At 51.8% G+C, this 21,217-nt stretch carries 19 protein-coding genes and 1 pseudogene; 5 read left to right on the top strand and 15 right to left on the bottom strand.

What is annotated here, in order from left to right; translation table 11 throughout:
• From Q4544_RS08305 to fliL, 8 genes are all read right to left on the bottom strand, one after another.
• Positions 1 to 750, bottom strand: coding sequence for a flagellar biosynthetic protein FliR (locus Q4544_RS08305; RefSeq protein WP_303505255.1), 750 nt, complete (start codon positions 748 to 750; stop codon positions 1 to 3).
• On the bottom strand, positions 743 to 2,830 hold the full coding sequence (flhA, locus tag Q4544_RS08300; protein ID WP_303505253.1) for a flagellar biosynthesis protein FlhA: 2,088 nt from the start codon (positions 2,828 to 2,830) through the stop codon (positions 743 to 745). Before flhA ends, Q4544_RS08305 begins: the two co-directional genes overlap by 8 nt.
• 2 nt (positions 2,831 to 2,832) lie before the next feature.
• Positions 2,833 to 3,510: a transglycosylase SLT domain-containing protein gene (locus Q4544_RS08295; RefSeq protein ID WP_303505251.1), complete on the bottom strand. Its 678-nt coding sequence runs from the start codon at positions 3,508 to 3,510 to the stop codon at positions 2,833 to 2,835.
• 79 nt (positions 3,511 to 3,589) lie between these two features.
• A complete protein-coding gene (locus Q4544_RS08290; RefSeq protein ID WP_303505249.1) occupies positions 3,590 to 5,854 on the bottom strand; it encodes a hypothetical protein in 2,265 nt (754 codons plus the stop codon).
• Positions 5,851 to 6,720: a flagellar motor stator protein MotA gene (motA, locus tag Q4544_RS08285; RefSeq protein WP_303505247.1), complete on the bottom strand. Its 870-nt coding sequence runs from the start codon at positions 6,718 to 6,720 to the stop codon at positions 5,851 to 5,853. Before motA ends, Q4544_RS08290 begins: the two co-directional genes overlap by 4 nt.
• A gap of 69 nt (positions 6,721 to 6,789) precedes the next feature.
• On the bottom strand, positions 6,790 to 7,383 hold the full coding sequence (locus tag Q4544_RS08280; protein WP_303505245.1) for a MotE family protein: 594 nt from the start codon (positions 7,381 to 7,383) through the stop codon (positions 6,790 to 6,792).
• Between the two features lie 8 nt (positions 7,384 to 7,391).
• Entirely contained in the window at positions 7,392 to 7,742 is a 351-nt protein-coding gene (locus tag Q4544_RS08275; RefSeq protein ID WP_303505244.1) for a hypothetical protein, read from the bottom strand.
• A 9-nt stretch (positions 7,743 to 7,751) separates the two neighbouring features.
• Positions 7,752 to 8,246 carry a flagellar basal body-associated protein FliL gene (gene fliL / locus Q4544_RS08270; protein ID WP_303505242.1) on the bottom strand — a complete coding sequence of 165 codons (495 nt, stop codon included), beginning with the start codon at positions 8,244 to 8,246 and terminating at the stop codon, positions 7,752 to 7,754.
• 121 nt (positions 8,247 to 8,367) lie between these two features.
• On the opposite strand from fliL, the gene fliF reads away from it, so the two are divergent.
• The 4 genes from fliF to fliP are packed head-to-tail and all read left to right on the top strand — an operon-like array spanning position 8,368 to position 11,533.
• Positions 8,368 to 9,936, top strand: coding sequence for a flagellar basal-body MS-ring/collar protein FliF (fliF, locus tag Q4544_RS08265; protein ID WP_303505241.1), 1,569 nt, complete (start codon positions 8,368 to 8,370; stop codon positions 9,934 to 9,936).
• The gene (locus Q4544_RS08260; protein ID WP_303505240.1) at positions 9,936 to 10,517 is read left to right on the top strand and encodes a hypothetical protein; all 582 of its coding nucleotides are present in this window, start codon (positions 9,936 to 9,938) and stop codon (positions 10,515 to 10,517) included. Before fliF ends, Q4544_RS08260 begins: the two co-directional genes overlap by 1 nt.
• Complete coding sequence (locus tag Q4544_RS08255; RefSeq protein ID WP_303505239.1) at positions 10,510 to 10,794, top strand: FliM/FliN family flagellar motor switch protein; 285 nt, start codon at positions 10,510 to 10,512, stop codon at positions 10,792 to 10,794. Before Q4544_RS08260 ends, Q4544_RS08255 begins: the two co-directional genes overlap by 8 nt.
• A gap of 13 nt (positions 10,795 to 10,807) precedes the next feature.
• Positions 10,808 to 11,533 carry a flagellar type III secretion system pore protein FliP gene (gene fliP / locus Q4544_RS08250; RefSeq protein ID WP_303505236.1) on the top strand — a complete coding sequence of 242 codons (726 nt, stop codon included), beginning with the start codon at positions 10,808 to 10,810 and terminating at the stop codon, positions 11,531 to 11,533.
• Positions 11,534 to 11,546: 13 nt separating this feature from the next.
• On the opposite strand, the gene Q4544_RS08245 is transcribed toward fliP, so the two are convergent.
• The 6 genes and pseudogenes from Q4544_RS08245 to Q4544_RS08220 all read right to left on the bottom strand — a co-directional run.
• On the bottom strand, positions 11,547 to 12,662 hold the full coding sequence (locus Q4544_RS08245; RefSeq protein ID WP_303505234.1) for a flagellar basal body P-ring protein FlgI: 1,116 nt from the start codon (positions 12,660 to 12,662) through the stop codon (positions 11,547 to 11,549).
• A complete protein-coding gene (locus tag Q4544_RS08240; RefSeq protein WP_303505233.1) occupies positions 12,659 to 13,669 on the bottom strand; it encodes a flagellin in 1,011 nt (336 codons plus the stop codon). The genes Q4544_RS08245 and Q4544_RS08240 overlap by 4 nt, the downstream gene beginning before the upstream one ends.
• 2 nt (positions 13,670 to 13,671) lie before the next feature.
• The gene (gene flgK, locus Q4544_RS08235) at positions 13,672 to 15,126 is read right to left on the bottom strand and encodes a flagellar hook-associated protein FlgK (RefSeq protein ID WP_303505231.1); all 1,455 of its coding nucleotides are present in this window, start codon (positions 15,124 to 15,126) and stop codon (positions 13,672 to 13,674) included.
• Positions 15,127 to 15,157: 31 nt separating this feature from the next.
• On the bottom strand, positions 15,158 to 16,459 hold the full coding sequence (locus Q4544_RS08230) for a flagellar hook protein FlgE (protein WP_303505228.1): 1,302 nt from the start codon (positions 16,457 to 16,459) through the stop codon (positions 15,158 to 15,160).
• A 98-nt stretch (positions 16,460 to 16,557) separates the two neighbouring features.
• Positions 16,558 to 17,412 (bottom strand): flagellar motor protein MotB, encoded by an 855-nt coding sequence (locus Q4544_RS08225; RefSeq protein ID WP_303505226.1) that lies wholly within the window; start codon positions 17,410 to 17,412, stop codon positions 16,558 to 16,560.
• A gap of 286 nt (positions 17,413 to 17,698) precedes the next feature.
• Positions 17,699 to 17,818 (bottom strand): annotated as a pseudogene (locus tag Q4544_RS08220) (saccharopine dehydrogenase); the annotation flags it as partial.
• Positions 17,819 to 17,992: 174 nt separating this feature from the next.
• Between Q4544_RS08220 and polA the strand changes: the two are divergent.
• Positions 17,993 to 20,812 (top strand): DNA polymerase I, encoded by a 2,820-nt coding sequence (gene polA / locus Q4544_RS08215; RefSeq protein WP_303505224.1) that lies wholly within the window; start codon positions 17,993 to 17,995, stop codon positions 20,810 to 20,812.
• Here the strand turns inward: polA and Q4544_RS08210 are convergent.
• Positions 20,809 to 21,186 (bottom strand): VOC family protein, encoded by a 378-nt coding sequence (locus Q4544_RS08210; protein WP_303505222.1) that lies wholly within the window; start codon positions 21,184 to 21,186, stop codon positions 20,809 to 20,811. The genes polA and Q4544_RS08210 overlap by 4 nt on opposite strands.
• Positions 21,187 to 21,217: the final 31 nt, after the last annotated feature.

The raw sequence follows: 21,217 nt of genomic DNA, 5'->3' as shown, positions 1-21,217 counted from the left end.
CTACATGGGGGATGCTAGGTAATTGGTGAGTGCAGACAGCCAAATGCCTAGTAAATATGGGGAGGAAATTGCCAACAGGACAAGGCTTGCCCCGGTGATGAACGGTGCGCCGACGAGCGCGACCATGAGCTGTGGCATGGCGCGGTTTATGACACCAAGAACTAGATTGTAGAGCATTGAGATGGCCACAAAGGGTAGGGCCAGTTGCAGCGCTAGTGCAAAGCTGTGAGAGATTTGTTTGATTCCCCAAGCGCTTGTGTCAGCGGCAAGGGGCAGTTCGCCGATTGGGAAGAGCGCGTAGCTAGAAATCAGATAACCGATAAAGGTGAGGTGGACGCCAGCGTGGAAAATCAACGCAAGACCAGCCCAGTGCAATGTGTGTGAAATGATTGGTAGCTGTGTTTCTTGCCCTTGGCTGAACAGTTGCGCCAAGGACGTGGTGTTGGCCGCAATCGCGCCGGCCGTTTGCAGGGTGTAGACAAATAGGCGTACGCCGATGCCAAACATCAAACCAATTGCCGTTTCTGAAAAGATGAACCAGATAGAAGGTTCAACGCGTGCCGTGGTACCAAGCGTTGGCGTGATAACTATGGTTAATGCAATTCCGAGCAAAAGCTTTAGGCGCACCGACAAGCTGGATTCGCCGAATCCCGGAAGCATCGAAACCGCCGCGCCTATGCGATAGAAAACGGTAGCCGCACCCCAAAATTGGAGCTGGAGATCCGCCCAGATTTGCGCCGCCTCATTCATGAACCTTAACCACACCAACAAGGGCTGGCCGGGCCTCTAGGCCGATTTCCTCGAAAGACAAAACCGGGTTTGAAATACCTTTGGCGGACATGACGGAGCGGATGAAACGGCGGCGTCGGCTTGGCGTGACGACAGCGGGAACGATGCCTTTGTCGCTTAGGTCAGAGAGGCATTTTGCCAATGCACTGGCAAGGCCATGGAACAGGTCTGGTGGCAGGGCGACGTCAACTGCGCCCGCATCGTTTTCCAGTTCGTAGTTGGAAAAGTTCTCTTCCCATTCTGGCACGAGTTGTACCAATGGGATGGTTCCGTCATCCCGGCGCATTTCCGCAACCAGTTGAAAGCCCAGTCTTTGACGCACGTGTTCACAAATCGCCTCGGGGCGGGCGTGAGGCTGGCGTGCTTCGACGATGGCTTCCATGATCAGCGGGAGGTTTCGGATAGAGACTTGTTCTTCGAGCAACATGCGTAGAATGCGATGTAATAGTTCGATGGTGATTTTGTCTGGCACCAGCTCGTCCAACAGCTTTCTGTTGGCGGCGGCACGTCGTGCATCGGTTAAGGTTGTCATTTCGTCGAGTAGAGTTTGCAGGGACTTGAGCGTTAGCAAACGTGCGAAATTTTGTTTGATGACCTCTAGCAAATGCGTTGCGAGAACCTCGGCAGAAGTGACAACGGTGATGCCCGATAGCACGACTTTTTCTTGGTGGGCTTGATCGATCCAACGCGCCTGTGCACCGTAGACCGGTTCTTTGACATCGGTGCCATCGGGCAGGTCGATGTCGCCGTCGGGTAGCAGGGCCAGGACCCTGTTGCGGAATAGTTGCGCGCGGGTTTGTTCAACGCCTTGGATGCGAATGGTGTAGGTGCCGCTGGATAGGCTGTGATTGTCGGTTAGCCGGATTTCAGGAAGGATTAAACCGAATGTGGTGGCGACATGATTCCGCATGCTGGTGATGCGCGCGTCTAATCCGGTGCCGGGATCAACCACAAGGTCGATCAAATCAGGTGCAAATTCTAGGTGAATGTCGTCAAGGGCGAGCACATCACCCATGGTGTTATCATTGAGAACGGGCGTCTCGACTGGCGCGCCCTGTTGCTGTGCGTGTTTGCGTTTTTGGTAAATGTGATAGGCGATTGCCCCAAGTGCCAGGCCACCGACGCTAAAGGGCAAGAAGGGGAGGCCGGGTACCATTGCGAAGCCGATCATCAAAACGGCAACCGTTGAAAGCGCGGCCGGGTGTCCACCGAGTTGGGTCACGAGGGTCAGGTCTGTTGCGCCTTTAGCGCCGCCGCGGGCGAGTAGTAAAGCGGATGCGATGGAAATGATGACGGCGGGGATTTGTGTAACCAAGCCATCGCCAACCGTTAAAATCGCGTATGTTTCAAAAGCTTGCTGAGCAGGCATGCCGTGCACAAAGAGCCCCATGCACAACCCCATCACCAAGTTCAAAAGTGTGATGAGCAGGCCCGCCACTGCGTCGCCTTTTACAAATTTCGAAGCACCATCAAGCGAGCCGAAAAATGTTGTTTCCATTTGATCAGCTTCGCGTCGACGACGTGCTTCGTTGTGGTCAATTGCCCCGGCTGAGACATCGCTGTCGATTGCCATTTGTTTGCCGGGCATACCATCTAGGGCAAAGCGTGCGCCCACTTCGGCCATGCGGGCGGCGCCTTTGGTGATGACCATGAAGTTAACGATGAGTAGGACGCAAAATACGACAAGGCCCAGAAAGACGCTGCCGCTCATGACGAAGTTGGCGAAGCCTTCGATAACGTGGCCGGCCGCTTGCGTGCCTGTATGGCCCTGGCCGATGATCAACTTTGTTGATGAGATATTAAGCGACAGTCGCAGCATGAGGGCTGCTAAAAGCACGGTTGGAAATGATGAAAAATCGACGGGTTTTTCAATAAAAAGTGTAATCGTGAAAATGAGAATGGCCAATGCGAAAGAGGCGGCCAATCCTACGTCCAGTATCCACGCGGGCATCGGTAAAATCATCATAACGATGATTGCCATCAGGGCGAGCGCCAGCAGAATTGTGGGATTTAGGCGATTGGTGGATTGCGCGATGTCCATTGTCACCCTTTCCAAAACGGCGTGGCCGCATTGCTTTGCGTTGGCATGAGCGAGCCCAATGCAGATGGTTGTGTCTGTCCCTGTAGAAGTGGGAAGTTATTTAAGCGAACTTTGGTTGTTTTGATTGCTGGCTGGGCCTTTGGGATTTTGACGTTTGCTAAGACCTGTTCGAATCTTGCAGAGTATTTCTTGGCGAAACTTGGAGTGCGCGAATGGTAGGCACCGGCCGCTTCGGACCAATTTCCGGTTTCTTGGTAAAGAGACTTTAGGAAATTCGCGGCGTAGATCGCATTTGCATAGGGATCGAACATATTCTCGAGCGAAGAAAACGCAGTGTGATGCCAGCGATAATTGATTTGAAAACACCCCATATCGAAACTGCGTGCGCCGTTTTGAAAATGCGTGCGGGTGTATTCCAGTGCCTTTTGCCTGTCGGCAAACCATACACCCTTGCCCTCCATGTTTACGGTCCAGGGCCAGGGACGCAGAACGTTGTTCTGTGTGCGGCCTGTTTCGACCCGTGTGATGGCTAACAATACTTTGACCGGTACATCAGTTTCGCGCGCTGCTGTTCGGGCTGATTGATCGCAAATTTCGGATGTATCGGTACTTGTCGCTGCGCCGCTGACGGAAAGTGTGATCCAAATCACGAAGCTAAAAGTAAGGCGAAAGAATTTCATAATGCGTCATCGGCTTTCTGCTGATGCGTTCATCTTTGGTGTGAAACCCTTTCGAATTCGTAACTGTTATTGCTAAATTCTAGTTTTCTTGACGAAGCGCTGAGGCAAATTGAAAGCCCTGCAAGATCTCATCTAGATTTCGGCGTGTGTCTTCGCTTGTTTTTAACAGAGCGCGGTTTTCAGCCAGAGTTGGGGCAGCGCTATTATCTGAAGCAAAGGTATCTGCCAGCATAAGATTTGCGATTTTTTGGTAAAGCGGTTGCTCTGCATGTTGCAATCCGGGCCAATCCCCATTGCGCCACGCCAATTTGTCCGCGGCATCTGTTGCTCCTAACGAGGCATAAATATCCTGCGCTTTTGAAAGATCACCCGCCGCCAACCGAGCCTGGGCGCGCAATTCATCGACGTCTTCGCCGCTAAGTCCTAGCAGATGTGCCTCTGCTTGTTTGGGGTTTCCGGCCGCTAAGCTGATGTTTGCGCGTAGCAATCGGCGATCCCGGCCAATTGCACCTTCGGCCCCGAGGGCTGCAAAATTTGCGGCCTCTTCATACAGACCTAAAAGGTGAAGCCGTTGCGCGACCGCGTTAACCGTTTCTGGATTTAGATAGCTGCGCTTGTCGCTTAACTCGTTCAAAGCAATGCGTAAGAATGTTTCGTTGGTACTATTTTGCGTCGTATGTAGCGTGATCTTTTGTAAGGCATCTGTCCAAAGTTCTGCGTCATCAAGATCGCGAGACTCTGTAAGCGATTGAAATGATTTGAAGTATTCCTGATTGGATGCGCGTGCGAGAATATGGGCATGCCGGATAGACGGCCCTTCCTCTAGATCACGGTATTCAATGCTAAAGGCATCGGCAATGGCGGCGAGTTCTGGGTCAATCACCGTGCCATTTTCGAACTGGGTGGTTATCAAATGAGCCAATGCCGTTGGTGAGGAGCCGGACGATTGCGATGCGATGTCTTGCAAAATGGGCTCTGCGGCTTCGAACTCTCCTGCTGTTAACTCAATTTCAGCCTGCGCGAGGTCAGTTTCGGCGCTGGGTTCTGCACCATATTGGTTATTCATATGTAGAACTTGTCGCGCTGTTGCTTCTTCATTCGCGGCAATTAGCTTTTGGCTTAACGGTCCTGCGATTGTATTCCGAAGCTCGATAGGCAGGTCGAGAAATGCGGTTAACACTGCGTTTGTGTTCACGTTTATATTGGTTGGGCCACTCGGACTGGATAACAAGGCCCACATCGCAGCAGCTGTGGCGCATTCTTGCATGCCGATTAATGGATTTTGGCCAAATGTTTCATAGCCGTCGATCGTTCTGGCAATGACGGATAACGCCTCGCTATCCAAAACCGGAGGTTCCAGTATGGATAATGCTGCCACGGCTTCGGCGCCAAAACCGAAGTGAATGTAGGTTTTTGCCAATGACACGACGGCGTTTGGGCTTGGCTCTTGAAGGTCGTCGACCAGTTTCATGCGCGCGCCAGCGATTTGCAATTCGAAAGGATCGCCATTTGACCAATTTGCAATATTTAGCCTGCTATCTGAAATACACTGGCGCGCAGGTTGTGCACTTAGGTGCGCACGGGCTGTTTCAAATTCTTGATCTACGACATTGCGAACGCTCAGGTTTTTCAATGGATCTGACCTAGACTTGGCTGACTTTTCAGCAGAAACCGTGGTTTGTGCTACATCAGTTTTGCGTTGTTCAGCCGGAATTTTCTGTGGCGTAAGCAAACCATGAGAAGTTGCTTTTAATACCCCGTTTAAAAGGGCGGTTTTTTCTGATTTTAAGTTCTTTCTTTGCAGTGAATTGGTGAATTCCAATGAACCTGTGGCAGGTCCCGGCTTTGCCGCCAGGGGTAACCGGAATTCTGGTTGCTCAACTTCAATTCCACCAGAGTAAAGGCCTGTAATTTCTAGCGATTGCTGAGGTTGCACAGTAATTCGAAAGGGGTTTTGTGCCTTTGCTTGGCGAGGCTTTTCACGGGATTCTCTAATATCCAAAATTAGGAACCGGTCCTGCCATAGGAAGCTAGAAATTTCACAGTTGCAGCCTAGGCCGAATACCAATTGACCGCTTTTGCCATTTTGAACAGTAGATAGCCGTTCGCGCGAAATTTTGCGGAAGATATTTGACTGGTCAAATTGGATATTTTCGCCAGGCATGAACAAAGAATAGCCTTGGTTTGTTTCGGATAACGTCCATTTTGCATTTGGAGTAGGCAGCGGGACCACGATTCTGGTGAAATCTTTGTGGTCACCCGCCGTTAGGGTCAGCGTTTTTGCAGAAGCGCCGGTCGTTAATAGTGCCACGCATGCAGCCATGAGTGCAGTTTTGAGCGTCATGCCGCATCCTTTTTGACTTCTTTTAGGGCCTCTTCCAGCGTTGCAAAATCGGGCCGGCAATGTGACGGCGTGTTTTGGCGCCCGACCTCTATGCAGATATTTGGCGGATGATTGTGGAGGTTGGCGATCAGGACTTCGCGAATAAGCTGGTGAAAATGACCATCGTCTTCGGTGACTGTTTTGACCTTTGACGCAAAAGGGCCAACCAGCCCGTAGGCCAGAAAAACACCAAGAAAGGTACCAACCAAGGCGCCGCCGATCAGTTTTCCTAGAATTTCTGGTGGTTGATCAATGGACCCCATGGTTTTGATAACGCCGAGAACGGCTGCAACAATGCCAAGGGCAGGCAGGCCGTCAGCTACGGTTTGCAGTGCATGACTTGAGTGCATCGCATGGTGCATTGATGCCTCCATCCGTTTATCAAGTACCTCTTCAACCTGATGCGGATCATCATAATTCATAGACGCAGATCGCATGGTATCCGCGATTAATGCGACGGATTCTTTATCCGCTTGGATTTTAGGGTATTTGCCGAAAATGGAAGAGTCTTGTGGGCTTTCGATGTGCTCTTCAATGGCGACTGGATTTTGCTTGGCCAATCGAATGAGTTCGAACAATAAGCACAGCAGATCCTTATAATCATCGTGCTTCCATTTCGCGCCTTTGAACACTTTACCCACATCTTTGAGCGTGTGTTTTACCGATGCCATATCATTACTGATCAGAAAGGCGCCGGCGGCGGCGCCGCCGATCATCATCATTTCAAATGGTAATGATTTTAGGATAATACCCATCTTGCCGCCTGCGGCGAGATAGCCCCCAAAAACCATTACGAAAATTGTAGCAATTCCGACAATGCCGATCATGCTGGACCTCCGACGTGACTGTTTGGGCTAGTGTTTCAGAGGTGCCTTAACAAACCCTGTCTTTTGGCATCATTCTTTCGGAACATTTGCATTTCGCCCGGCTAAAACGACACTAATTGTATACGCACTGGTTGGGGTTAACCCGGCCATCACACCGGCGGCGGCCTCTGGGCGCATGCGGCTTAGGAAGCCAGCGGCAAAGTCGGGATCCATTTCCTCAAACAAGGCTGCGGCCTCTGCCGGTTTCATGTTTTCATACACGGCCGTTAATTTGGAAATGTCGTTTTCTGAGGCAACTTCGGCTTGCGAAATGCTTTGTTGCAGCCGCTCTTCGGCTGCGATCAGTTCTGCCATTTTTCGGTCTACCACCGTGTCAGCAACCGCGAGTGCTTGCATCCGATCCTTGAGCGATTCTTCGTTGACTGTTAGGCGATCCTCGCGTTTTTTCAATGCCTTAAGCACCGTGGCGATATCTTTCGGTGGCTCACAGTTAACAGCTGGTGTTTCTGTGATCAGGTCTTCCCCTGCGGCAGGTGCTTTTGCCATGGCTTGATTCACACCAATGCCCAGCCGCATGGCTGCAGAGCAGAATAGAAACATTGCGATTAACGCTAAACTTCCACGGCGGCGCAATGGGCGCCTGATCTTACGTGATTTTGCCATAAATTTTCCTACTCAACTGCGCGTCGGGAAAAAATGGGTTCGGCAGGCGCAGGTTTGTGCTGCGCGTTTTCGCGTTCGTTTAGGTCGTGCATTGACGCCAGCATCAGTTCTAATTTGCGCGCGGCGTCTTCTGCACGGCCTGTTACATCGGATAAGTTGTCTTGTGATGCAGCGGCCACCTGTTGTGCATCAGCTAGGCTTTTGGTTAGATCATCAACCTGCGCTGATAAGACGGCAACAGCGCCACCAACGCCGTTTTCCAAATCGTTGAGGCGCGACAGTCGTCGAGACAGGATGTAACAATAAAGCCCGGCACCTAAGGCGCCAGCTACGAGAAAAATATCTGCAATTAGTTCCATTTATTTCCCTTAATTCAGTACAAATTCCATGACCAACAAGTCTCGGACGCGGCCCGTGCCGGTTACAATTTGAATACGTCGCAGCATCTGGGCCCGCAGTCGGATCAAGGCATCGGGTTTTTCGATGTCCATGGGGCGTAGAGCCCTAAGGTAGCTGTTCAACACGTCAGTGATGCGTGGCAGAATACCTTGCACATCAGCTTGATATTGAATGGGCACTTCGAGCTGTGCTTTGAAACGCAGATGTTTGTTTTGCGCTTGTGGCCCAAGCGAAACAATCAGCGGATCAAGTGGGACGAATGCGATTTCTGCGATGTTCGGATCAAGGGGCGGTTCGGGTGCTTCGGCAGATTCTTCGGCGGGCTCACCACCCCCTAAGATCCCACTTTGGGCGGCAAAAAAGCCACCACCGCCGCCGACTAATGCGAAGACAACACCTAAAATCAAAGGCATTTTAGATTTTTTTGGCGGGGTTTCATCAGGAATTTCGGGTGTATCGGTCATCTTTGCCTCGGGTCTAGGACAAGATGGATATTGGGGTACAGAAGCTAACCGATTGTTAAGGCTGATACGAGAAAGATGGTTCGACAGTCAGGCAGAACGTCTGATTCCCAGGAGAATTTTCGTGCAGCCATTAATTGCCCTCTGGTCTTCCCTTAGCATTCGTCAGCGTTTGACAGCGATCTTTAGTACGCTTGCCGTTTTCGCCGCGATCCTCATGATTGCGCGACTGGCAGCCGCGCCGAGTATGGCATTGCTTTATAATGGGCTTGAGCCAGGTGCCGCCGGTGAAGTCGTGCGCGCATTAGAACAGCGCGGCGTGGCGCATGATGTTCGTGCCGGTGCAATCTATGTTGATTCCAAAGAACGAGATCAGCTTCGATTAACTTTAGCGAGCGAAGGTTTGCCGGCGAATGGAACCAAAGGGTACGAACTTTTGGATAGCCTGTCTGGTTTTGGCACAACGGCGCAAATGTTTGATGCCGCTTATTGGCGTGCAAAAGAAGGCGAACTTGCGCGGACGATCGCGGGAAGCTCGCAAATCACAAGCGCGCGCGTGCACATTTCGCAGATAAATTCGGGCGCATTTCAGCGGCAATCGCAAGCCTCTGCTTCGGTGACTGTCCACACGACGGGTGGCGGTATGTCCGCCAATCAGGTGCGTGCGCTGAAATTTCTAGTAGCCTCGGCCGTTGCAGGGCTTTCGCCTGACGATGTTGCGGTGATTGATGGCGCGACGGGTTTGGTCACAGCAGATGACGGTGCATTGGAAACCGCTGCTGGGACTGATCGAAGCGAAGATTTGCGCCAGAAAGTTCAACGCTTGTTAGAGGCGCGGGTTGGGCAGGGGAATGCTGTTGTAGAGGTCAGCCTTGATTTGGTGAATGAGACTGAATCAATTCGCGAACGGATTTTCGATCCGGCAAGCCGTGTGGCGATTAGCACGGATACAGAGCAGAAGAAAACCAATGCAAAAGATAGCGGGGGAGCTGACGTCACTGTTGCGTCCAACTTGCCGGATGGCGATGCCGCAGGTGGCAACTCATCCTCAAGTGAGAATAGCGAAAGTCGCGAACGGGTAAACTACGAGGTTTCAGAAACGGAGCGGCAAATCACCCGTGGACCAGGCGAAATTCGCCGCGTTACCGTGGCCGTTCTGGTTAATCATGCGCAGTCTGTGAACGACGCGGGCGAAGTGGTTTTTGCGCAGAGACCTGAAGAGGAAATCGCGGTTTTAGAGGAATTGGTTTCATCTGCGGTCGGTTTTGATGCGGATCGCGGCGATAAAATTACATTGAAATCTCTGCCGTTTGAGCCGGTGCTGTTGCAAGGTTCCGAGTCTGGCGGTGGTTTGTTCCAAATGTCTAATGTTGATGTCCTATCGTTTATCCAGATTGGGGTGTTGGCGCTGGTTTCACTGATTTTGGGACTGTTCGTGTTGCGCCCAATCCTAGCCTCCGCCCCAGAAGCGTTACCTGCGCCGGATTCTCCTTTGGCATTGAACGCGCTTCCAGCTGGAGAGGGGGCATCACCGTCGTCGGAAGCAAATTTAGTTGTGGATGGAAGCATTCCTGGGGCCATCGAAAAACAAGAGACCGCCGGTGAACGGTTAAGAGAACTGATCAGCGGGCGTCAGGATGAGACCATCGAAATCCTTCGATCATGGATGGATGAAGGGGAGGAAAAAGCCTGATGTCTATTTCACACCTTCTAAAGGACTTTGAATTTGCGGGTGCTGTTGGCGAGTTGGCGGATGATGGTGATCCGCGAAACAGTGAAAATTTTGAAGAGGGATACAAAGCAGGTTGGGAAGACGCGCAGCGTGCAATGGAGAATGACAAAAGTGAAATCGGCGCAAGTCTGGCGCGGAATTTGCAGGATCTGACCTTTACGTATTTCGAAGCAAAGAGCGCTGCGGTTGCCGAATACGAAGATGTTTTAGAAATTATTCTGCAACATGCACTACCTGAAATCGTTCACGGCACATTGGGTTTGCGCCTTGCTGAAGAGCTGCGAAGCCTTGCCGCCACAGGAATGAGTTCTGAGTTTGCTCTGACGGCAAATGAACACGACCTAGCGGCGATTAATAGCATTTTACCCGAAGTACAGGGCGTTTCTACGCAGGCCATTTCAGATTCTGATCTGCCGCCAGGCACCGTGTGTTGGAGGGTCGGGGAAGCCGAAAAGAGAATCGATGTCACCAATTTGAGCGAAAAAATCGGGCAGGCGGTCCGAGGGTTTGTCTTGGAAAAGAAGGAATTAAAGCATGCATGATACGATTGATAGTAAAGGCTTGGGTGATGGCAGCGTGTTTTCGACTGTGCCGGTGGAAATTATCATTTCGGTCGGAAAGGCGCGTCCTATGATCCGTGATCTTTTGGCCTTGAACCAAAACGCCGTCTTGCCATTAGATCGCCGCGTTGAAGATCCAGTTGAGCTGTATGTCGGCGATCGGTTGATTGCCCGGGGCGAGTTAGAAGAACTCGAGGGGGATCAAGCGGGGCAACTTGGTGTGCGCCTGACTGAAATTGCTGATTTTCAGAATACCTAAAATGTGTCGTTTCATGGCAGTAGGGATTGCCGCCCTGTTTGTGTGCGCGCTCGTAGCCGCGCCGTCCATCGCGAATGCTCAAGAGGTCTCGCTATCCTTTGACGCGGAAAACTCAATAACGGCACGTGGGATTCAGCTTTTTGTTCTATTGACGTTGCTAAGCCTCGCCCCTGGGCTGGCCATGATGGTGACGTGCTTTCCATTTATCGTGACGGTGCTTTCGATTTTACGGCAGGCCATCGGATTGCAGCAAGCGCCACCAAATATGGTGATTGTCAGCTTAGCGCTGTTTCTGTCTTATTTCATCATGGCACCAGTGTTTGAGACAGCTTGGGCCGACGGTATAACGCCCTATTTGGACAAAAGAATTGAAATCTCTGCTGCTTTTGAGGCTGTTATTGAGCCTTTTAGGACATTCATGTTGAACCGTGTTGATCCGGAAACGTTGGAAACGATTTCTGCGCTGCGACCTGAAAATCCTGCTGATACTGACCCGATTTCGTTGGCGCAGTTATTGCCAAGCTTTCTGCTGTCGGAATTGGCTAGGGCATTTCAGATCGGGTTTATCATCTATTTGCCATTCCTGATCATCGACCTGGTAGTCGCAACAGTTTTGATGTCGATGGGTATGATGATGGTTCCACCCGTCGTGGTTTCTTTGCCATTTAAGTTAGCATTTTTTGTGATTGCTGATGGCTGGGCGCTGATCTCTGAGAGCTTGGTGCGTGGTTATTTTTGATTAACCACACCAACTAGCGCACCACAAATTCAGCATGAAGCGCCCCGGCGGCTTTGATGCTTTTCAATATGTCGATCATATCTCTTGGGGATACACCCAATGCGTTTAAGCCTGCGATGACTTCGCTAAGCGACGTTCCCTCTGGCACTTCGGCGAGTTTGATGCCTGGATCTTCGTCAAGTTCGGCGTTGGTTCGTGGGACGACAACTGTTTGGCCTTCAGCGAAAGGATTGGGTTGAATCGCCAGCGGCGTTTCACGGATGCGAAGCGTCAGGTTCCCTTGTGACACAGCAACGCGAGAAATTCGTACGTCTTCGCCCATGACAATTGTACCGGACCGCTGATCAACGACTACGCGGGCGCGGCGTTCAGGCGAAACAGAGATGTTTTCAATACGGCTGACCGCGTGCGCTGGGGAGCGTGCACCAGCTGCATTTACGTCAATCTTGATTGTGCCGGCATCAAGCATAAGGGCGATTCTGCGATGAAAGGACGAATTGATCGCCTTTTCAATGCGTTCGGCGGTGGTGAAATCCGGCTCACGTAGTGCTAACCGCAATGTGGTTAGGGAGGCGAAATTGAAATCAACCTCTCTTTCAACGCGGGCGCCTGCAGGGATAGACCCTGATGTTGGCACACCCTGTACAACTGTTTCGGCTTCGCCTTCGGCGACAGCACCGCCAGCGATAACCGTGCCCTGCGCGACTGCATAAATCTGGCCATCTGCCGCATTCATAGGTGTCATAATCAGGGTGCCCCCTAATAGGCTTTTGGCGTCGCCAATCGCGGAAACGGTAACGTCGATGCGTCCTCCGGCCCGCGCGAATGGTGGCAGTTCGCCAGTGACCAAAACGGCAGCAACGTTTTTCGGGCGAAATTGCTCGCCTGTGACGTTAACGCCGAGGCGTTCTAGAATATTGCCCATGATGTCTTCGGTGAAAGGCGAGTTTCTGAGTCCATCCCCGGTGCCGCGCAGGCCAACGACGAGGCCGTAACCAACAAGATCGTTGCTGCGGACACCGTCGAATTCCACAAGATCCTTGATGCGGATTGATGATCCGTAGCTGGTGGTCGGAAGCTGTGTGAAGGTTATGGCGAATGCTATGGTCAAGATTAGGCGAATGCTCATCTCAGATACTCCGTTAAAGATAGACGAGAGAGCCGCGCGGTTATTGAATACAGCGCTTCCATCTGAAATTGGATGTTTTCAAGTTCAGTAGCTGTTTCAAATGGATCGACGGCAACAAGTGCATTGCGCGCTAAAGTTTGCGCAGTTTTATCTGCGTTGAGGGCCGTAATGCCGTGATCAATCTGGCCCTGCGTTAACCCTAATGTTGCGCGCATTGTAGTGACGTTGGATTGCGTTTGAAATGTACTTTCCGCAGTTTCGGTCGTGATGTTTTTCAGCTCAAGTGCGTTGAAGCCCAGCGTTGTATCAGTTGACAAGGCCATCACCGCCAAGTCGCGTAGCATTTGCCGAATGCCATCTTCGTCAGCGCGTTGTGACAATGAAACACTTTGATCTTTGGCTATCGGCAACGGATCAAGGTCATCGGTGGCACCGATATAACCGGTGGTTTCAAACCCGCCACCTGGGGTGAAGAACCAATTGTCTATTGCGTTCAGGAAATCTGCGGTGGTTACGCTGCCCGCAACAGCGGCCTGTAAGTCGGCCAATATTACATCAGGTTGGGCCATAGCTGCGCTTTCAGTGGCATTCCCGGCGAACACACTGCGTCCTGCAACTGTAGTGTTGAGTTTGGCGATTACATTGGAAAAGTTCTGGTTGGCTTGCAGGGCAAGCGTATCAAAGGCAACAGGCTGTTGTGATTGCGCGGCCGCCAAAAGCGATGATGAAAACTGCGAGAAGTTATTTTGCATGTAGGAAAATGCTGTCTGCTTTGCATCCGCTAACGATTTCGCTTCTTGGGCAGCAATCTCGTAGGCTGATGACATCGATAGCGCGTGATCAATGGCGGAAATCAGCGATTGATTTCCTTTTAGATGCTCGGTTTTGTCCGTTGTTATGCCTGAAGACAATTCTTGGGTCAGGCGCGTGAGCTGTGTCTTTAGGCGGGCACTTTCAGCCCGGAACATATAATTGCGAGACAAATCGCCGACATGTGTCACAGGCATTTTTAAATCCTCAGCAGGGTTTGAATGAGCTCGTCAACGGTTTCGATCATTTTTGCATTCGCTGCATAGGATTGCTCGATCAAGAGAAGCCGTTGCATTTCTTGATCGCTATCGACACCCAGTGACAACTCACGCTCTTCAAGTGTGGTGAGTTGGTTTGATAGGAATCCCAACTCTCGATCCGTTGCATATTTTTCCGTTGAAAACCGGGTGGATAGATTGCCGATCAAGCCAACGACCGACTGTGGGGTGGTACCGTACTCCGACGAGGCAGGCGTGCGCCTATCTGCCAAAGTTGTAATCATCGTGTTGATCAGGGTGGCATCGCCGGTAGCACCCGAAGTGGCGGCACCAAGGCCTGCTCGAATGCGCCATGTTTCGTCGGCACCGTTTTGAGAAACGAGGGCATTTAACTCAATACGCCCTGAAATGCCGGTTTCGGAACCCGCGACAAATGCGCTGCCCTGATCCGTAAATAGACCGGCATCTGTTGCCCCAAGTGTGGGGTCAAGCGCTGGGTCCTGAAAGCGTGAGATGACATCAAGGGCTAGCCCATCTAGCGTCGCTTGCGAGGTGATACTTAGCTCATCGCGAACTGCGAATTGTGCAGCCAGATCGCCACCGATCAGCGGGCCATTTTTTGGGTCAACATTAACCGCGTGACCATTGATGGATATTCCTGATAGCAGGCCGTTTCCGGTAGAAAAATGTGGTGCGATTGTCGGCGTTGGCGTGAATTCCAGCGTTGGCGCAGGACCGTCGATTAGGATGGCCCCGCCTGCCGAAAATAATGCAACCGCGCCATTGTCGCGCGCCACGACGCGCACAGGGACAATGTTGGAAATATCGTCAATAACGCGTTGCCTGCTGTCGAGAAGGGACAGGGCATCATCGGGTGAGTTTTGAAGCTTTGTTATCTGAATGTTCAGTTTCTCGACTTGTTCTAGCGAGGCATTCAGTTGGTGGATCATTTGGTTGATATTTGTGTCAGCCTGTTCACGCATCGCTTGGATGCCCGTCGCGATGTCGCGAAAACGGTCGGTTAGTTTTTCGGCCGCAGTTGCAACATGATCTAACCTGACTTGTTCATCAGGCCGACTACTGGCCGCAACGAGCGCACTTTCGAAATCGGCAAAGCGTTGGCTTAGGCTACCGGGTGCATCCGAAAGTCCCACAAGTAGCTCGAGCTTGTTGTGATATGCGGCTTTGCTGCTGGCTTCTAGGTGATTGGAACCCGCCATTCTACGATCCGCGATTAGCCCTGCATCGACATGGCGGGTTGTGCCCGTGATGCGAACCCCGCCCGTGGCGCCTTGGCCTTGCGAAATTAAGTCTAGCTCGCGCCTGCCGTAGCCCGGAGTAAGGGCGTTTGACAGATTGGATGCCGTTATTTGGGCCGCGCGTGCGCTTGCGGATAGGCCCGTGAGTGCATTGTTTAGAGCGCCGGTGATGCTCATGTGTCACCTCCTTTTATGGATGAGTTTCGCTCTATCGTTTGATGTTTGTGGTTTCTTGCAGCATCTCATCGACGGTCTGAATGACCTTCGCGTTTGAGCTATAGGCACGTTGTGTTTGGATCATATCCGTCAACTCGCCAGCAACATCGGTGGCTGACTCTTCACGTGAATAGGCAACGATGTCGCCTGTCGGACCATCACCCGCATCCCAAAGGAAAAATGAGCCGCTGTCGGGTGATGGGATATATGTTTGCTGATCAAGCGCGACCATGCCGTTCGGATTAGGTAGATCGACAAGCGGGACTTGGTAAATTGTGCGCGTGATACCTGTATCAAAATAGGCGTGTACCAATCCGTTTTGATCGACTTCGACGGAGGTCATATTGCCGACGGGTGAGCCATCTTTGCCAATCTGAAGTGGCGCGAATTTGTCACCAAGTTGTGTCAAGCCATCGCTTGCACCAAGCTCACCTATGTTGATTTCCATTGGGCCGCCGACCACATTGACGATGACATTGCCGTTGGCTGGGTCATAGGTGCCGCCCGTTACCGTGGTTACAGAAGTTAGGGTACCGCCCGATGTTTGGCTGTCATCGAAGGTTAGAGTGTATTCACCAATGGTAACGCCTGGATCTGCGCTGTCTTGAATGACCATGGTCCATTCGTTTGAAGATCCCGTGGCTGGAACGGTCGGCGTAAATGTGACTTCGAGGTTTTCGGATTTACCCAAATTGTCGAAATATTCGATTGTGAGTTCCTGAATGTCACCTGCGGATGTTGAATCTGTGGCTGTCGCTGGCAGGTTGACGCCCAATACCATGGATGTGGTTGGTTCGCTTGTCAGTTGGTTTACGTTGGTTTGGATGGGTTCCAGACCGGCACTTGTGTCGCGGGGGTAGCTCGGGAAAGTGCCATCGGGGTTCGCAGGCCAGCCCATTAGGACCAATCCAGATTTGGTGACCAGATACCCCTGCGCATCTGTTCGGAATGATCCGGTGGAGGTCAGCAACATTTGTGGCGCGCCGTTCCCTGACGTGACTTCAGAAATTTTGGTGACCGGCAACATGCCACGACCACGTACCGCCAAATCGGTCGCGTTTGTCGTCGTTACCAGCGAACCTCGCTCGTCGATCAATCGTTGTGACGTGGCGCGCACACCGCCCGCCGTATAGTGCCCACCGGACCGTGAGATGACCATCGAATGAAAGTCAGCCTCGACTCGCTTGTAGCCAAACGTGGACGCATTCGCGATGTTATCTGAAATGGCGGCAAGCTTGCTTGCGTTTGCGGTAAGTCCCGCCACACTGGCGTTCAAAGAAGAAGATATGGTCATGCCTTAGCCTTTCTGCTGCGTCCATGGTTGACGCAACAGTTAGGCCATCGGCACTTAACAGTAGGCTAACAGTTAAAATTTCACACGTTTCTCGTGGGCTATTGCCGTAATAGAATGATCTCGAGCCGGTTGTTGCGCCCGCTAAGGGGATCATCCTGCACCAATTCGCGGTCAGCATGTCCTGTGATGCGAGACATCCGGGTATTTGCTGTGCCCTGCGCCTCTAGCAAGCGACGCATTTGATCGGCACGTGCGGAAGATAAGCTCCAGATTTGCCGATCTGCGACGACCAGAGGTTTTGACGCTACATGCCCTTCAACTGCGATGTCATTGCCAACAAGACGTGCGGCATCTGTTATAACGCGCGCCAGTTCGACAAGTATTGGAAAGGGAGTGGATTCCCCTTGTTTGAACAGCGATTGATCGGCTGTATCAAACAGCTCAATGATCAACCCTTCGTCGGTTTGTCTGGTCGCCACGTGCTTAAAAACGTTTTCTAACGCGAAACTCTCGCCGCCATTCCCTAGTAGGAAATTTTCGACTTCTTGAAGGGCTTCATCTTGTTTTCCAGACTCGTCATCGCCTTTGACTGAACCGCCAGGTTGGCTTTTGTTAAAGCCACTTGGATCGCTCGAGGAAACCGGCATTGGGGGAACGCCACCCGAGCCGTTCTTGGCCAAGATCGTCGAAGAAAAGACGGATTCGCCCCCAAATGATCCTTCGCCACCGCCAGAGATGCGGTTGATAGGAATCGTGGGATGGAAGTAGTCCGCGATCCCTTTTCGTTGTTTTTCTGTCGTTGCATTCAACAGCCACATCAACATGAAAAACGCCATCATTGCGGTTACGAAGTCGGCATACGCCACCTTCCAAGCACCACCATGATGCCCGTCGCCGCCAGAGACTTTTTTCCGTTTGATGATGACTGGCGCAACATTGCTTTGCGCTGTCATTTCACCACCTATTTTACTCACCCAAAATGGAGCTTAGGCGGAAGGTCTTACCCTGCGCTTAACAGTTCAAATTCTCGGCTTTTGTTTCTGGCCAATTATAGGTTTTCGGCATGTTTTCTATAGTCTGCTTCTGCGCGTGTCCAAACAGGGTCGTTTAGGTCATCAAGCGACGTCGCCGATGACTGATAGTCGGCGCTCAGATGTCTAGGCTGAAGCTGGTACCAAAACCGGTTTGCCGGGGCGTGTGAAGATGCAGTTTACAAAGAGGTCATGTGCAAGGATTTCGGGGAATGGTGCGCGTTTGGCTGTCTTTTACAGTAACACGAATGCCCTTGGCCATGAGCTTTGTTACGCCGTCGGGTGTAAGCCCAACGCGATCTTCGTTTGCGCGTTGTTCTGCGCGGATTTAGAGGTGTGTCATGGTGCGGTTTTCTTTGCTTTGAGCAAGATAAATCAGGGTAGATTGCAAAATACAAATCGAATTCACAGACACAAATGGTCTGGATTATTTAACAGACATCGGCTCTGGCCCCGAAGGCTTTGGCGTGGCAAAAGAGAGCCAGCACAGAGGGAGCGCAACATGACGAAAACCGGTGAAAGCACGTTTGGCAAAGGCTGTCATTTGCACCTAATCGACGGGTCGGCGTTTATTTTCCGCGCATACCATGCGTTGCCCCCTTTGACGCGAAAATCAGATGGATTGCCGATTGGCGCGGTTGCTGGGTTTTGCAATATGCTGCATCGCTATGTTGAGGGGAATACCGGCCCCGATGCGCCGACCCATGTGGCTGTGATTTTCGATCATTCTGGCAAGACGTTTCGTAACGATTTGTACGACTTGTACAAAGCAAACCGACCGCCTGCGCCCGAGGATTTGCGCCCGCAGTTCCCGCTGACGCGCGAGGCGACGATTGCCTTTAATATTGCATGCAAAGAGATTGAAGGCTTTGAAGCGGATGACATTATGGCCACTTTGGCCTGTCAGGCTCGCGAAGCCGGTGGCCGTTGCACAATCATCAGTTCAGATAAAGATTTGATGCAGCTTGTTGGTGATGGCGTCGAAATGCTTGATGCGATGAAGAACAAGCGCATTGATCGGGATGGCGTTGTCGAGAAATTCGGTGTTGGGCCGGAGCGCGTGGTTGATGTGCAGGCATTGGCTGGCGACAGCGTGGATAACGTGCCGGGTGCGCCGGGCATTGGGATAAAGACGGCAGCTTTGCTGATTAACGAATTCGGTGATCTGGATTCGCTGCTAGATCGGGCTGGGGAAATCAAACAACCCAAGCGGCGCCAGACTTTGATTGACAATCGAGAGCAAATTGAGCTGTCGCGCAAACTTGTGCAGCTTGATTGCGAGATGGAGCTTGGGTTCACGATTGAGGATTTGGAAGTCCAAGATCCTGATCCTGAAAAGTTGCTGAAATTCTTGTCTGAGATGGAGTTTCGAACGCTTGTTAAACGCATCGCAGAACACGCGGGTGTTGAGGCACCGGTCGTGTCCGAAGCCCCGGCTTCTGCGAAAGCCACAGCAATTGATGCACCCGAAGATAAGCCAATTGACGTTGATGCCTACGAACATGTGTCAGATGCGGCGGCGTTAGAGGCGTGGGTCGCCAAAGCGCATAAACGTGGTTGGATTGCTGTTGATACTGAGACCACAGGCTTGAATGAAATGCAGGCCGATCTGGTTGGCATTTCCCTGTGTGTCGAGGCGGGAGAGGCCTGTTACATCCCGCTGGCCCATACCAAAGGTGATGCGGATGATTTGTTTGGCAGCGATGAACTTGCGCCGGGTCAGATGGGATTAGACGAGGCTTTGGCGATTTTGAAGCCGATGCTTGAAGATGATGCCGTGATGAAAATCTTTCAGAACGCGAAATACGATTGCAAGATGTTCAAACGATATGGCGTTTCCGTTGCGCCTGTCGATGACACGATGCTGATGTCCTATGCAATGAATGCAGGTATCCATAACCACGGTATGGATATCCTTAGCGAGACGTATCTGAGCCATAAGCCGATCTCGATTAAGACGCTGCTTGGCTCCGGCAAATCGGCAATTACCTTTGATAAGGTACCTGTTGACGACGCGGTGAAATATGCGGCCGAGGATGCAGATATTACACTGCGCCTCTGGCAGAAGTTCAAACCTCAGTTGCATCAAAAGCAGGTTACAACCGTTTATGAAACGCTGGAGCGACCACTGGTACCCGTGCTGGCCGAAATGGAAATGCACGGTGTCAAAGTTGATCGCGACACATTGAGCCGGATGTCGAACGCCTTTGCGCAAAAGATGGCGCAATACGAGGCAGAATTGCACGAGATGGCGGGTAAGCCGTTCAACGTGCAATCGCCAGCGCAAGTGGGTCAAATCCTGTTTGAGGATCTGGAACTTGAGGGCGGTAAGAAAACCAAGACCGGCCAATGGTCCACCCCAGCGGACGTATTGGAAGATTTGGCCGCGAGCCACGATTTTCCCCGCCGCGTGTTGGATTACCGACAGCTGCAAAAGCTAAAATCGACCTATACTGATGCTTTGCAGGATCATATCGACCCGGACACGGGCCGCGTGCACACCTCTTACCTTCAGACAGGGGCTAATACCGGGCGTTTTGCGTCGTCTGATCCAAATTTGCAGAATATTCCAGTACGCTCAGAAGAGGGGCGGCGTATTCGCGAAGCCTTTGTTGCGGCACCGGGTAATAAGTTGATCAGCCTCGACTACAGCCAGATCGAGCTACGCATCTTGGCGCATATCGCTGACATCGAAGCGTTAAAGCAAGCGTTCCGCGATGGACACGATATTCATGCGATGACGGCTTCGGAAATGTTTGATGTGCCGTTGGACCAAATGACACCAGATATCCGGCGACAGGCAAAAGCCATTAACTTTGGTGTAATTTACGGCATCTCGGCCTTTGGTTTGGCACGTAATTTGCACATCCCTCGTGGTGACGCTCAGGCCTTTATCACGCGGTATTTTGAGCGCTTCCCGGGCATCCGTACTTACATGGATGACACCAAGGCATTTGCGAAAGAGAACCTGTATGTACAGACGCTGTTTGGGCGCAAAATCAATATGCCGCAAATTAATGCCAAGGGGCCGCACGCTGGTTTCGCAGCGCGTGCCGCGATCAACGCACCGATCCAAGGGACAGCTGCGGATATTATTCGCCGTGCTATGATCAGAATGCCTGCTGCGATCAAAGACCTGCCAGCCAAGATGCTGCTACAGGTCCACGATGAATTGATTTTCGAAGTGGCTGAGGATGCCGTGGATGACACCATCGCAGCGGCGCGCGATGTCATGCAGGGGGCGGCAGACCCAGCGATTAAGCTGGATGTGCCTTTGATTGTGGACGCTGGAACTGGCGATAACTGGGCCGAAGCGCATTAAGACAGCTTAGAAAAGATTCCAAGCGAATTGCCAAAGGGATCAATCGCGTATTGAAAACGGCCAAATGGTAGCACGATGATCGGCCCGACGATTTCAGCGCCTGCTTCTTTGGCGCGTGCAACGGTGGCTTCCAGAGTGTCAGGCGCATGCAAATGCACGCTGGGACCTTCGCCATTTTGGGCAGGCTTGCCAGGGTAGATGTGGCCCGACACGTCATTTTCGCCCTGTTTTGGAAAGAATGACACGGGGTTTGGGCCCATCTCTGTGAGTTCCATCTCGAAATTAAAAACAGCACTATAAAAGGCGATACCTTGGTCTAAATCGGTAACTGGGATTTCACACCAAACAACGGTGTCTTTTACGGGATAGGTCATTGGGAAGCTCCATTAAGGTAGAGCTATTCAC

This window comes from Cognatishimia sp. 1_MG-2023 (assembly GCF_030548175.1).
Lineage (GTDB): Bacteria > Pseudomonadota > Alphaproteobacteria > Rhodobacterales > Rhodobacteraceae > Cognatishimia.
Note: the sequence above shows the minus strand (reverse complement) of the source record. Positions and strands in the feature narration are given on the sequence as shown.